Raw genomic sequence first — 472 nt, forward strand, 5'->3', positions numbered from 1 at the left:
CATCGCGGATATCTTCTTCCAGAGCAAAGGTCACATTGCGCTGAATGTCGTTGCGGACGTAGTCAGGGAGGGAGATGGTCATGCTGGGATGGGTCCTACAAGGTGTGTTTGTGCACTGTAGGAGCTTGCTTGCAAGCGAAGCTGGGCAATTGACGATACCCTGGGTTCGCTTGCAAGCAAGCTCCTACAAATATTCAGTCCGGGCGGCGGTTGGCGAAGAACTCTCGGCTTAGCCGAACCACAATGGGGGACAATAATAACAGAGCGATCAGGTTTGGCACGGCCATCAGGATATTCATGATGTCGGCCAGTGCCCAGACGAAGTTCAGGCTGACTATGGCCCCTAACGGCACGGCCAGTACCCAGACGACCCGGAATGGCATGATCGCCTTGTTGCCGAACAGGAACTGGGTGCAGCGCTCGCTGTACAGGCTCCAGCCCAGCAAGGTAGTAAAGGCAAACACGGCCAGGC

General features: G+C 55.9%; 1 protein-coding gene. It reads right to left on the reverse strand.

The window, feature by feature from the left end; translation table 11 throughout:
- Nucleotides 1–194 precede the first annotated feature (194 nt).
- A partial coding sequence (locus A3730_RS09895) for an alanine:cation symporter family protein (RefSeq protein ID WP_197477412.1) occupies nt 195–472 on the reverse strand: 278 nt, incomplete at its 5' end.

Source organism: Alcanivorax sp. HI0044, from assembly GCF_001634945.1.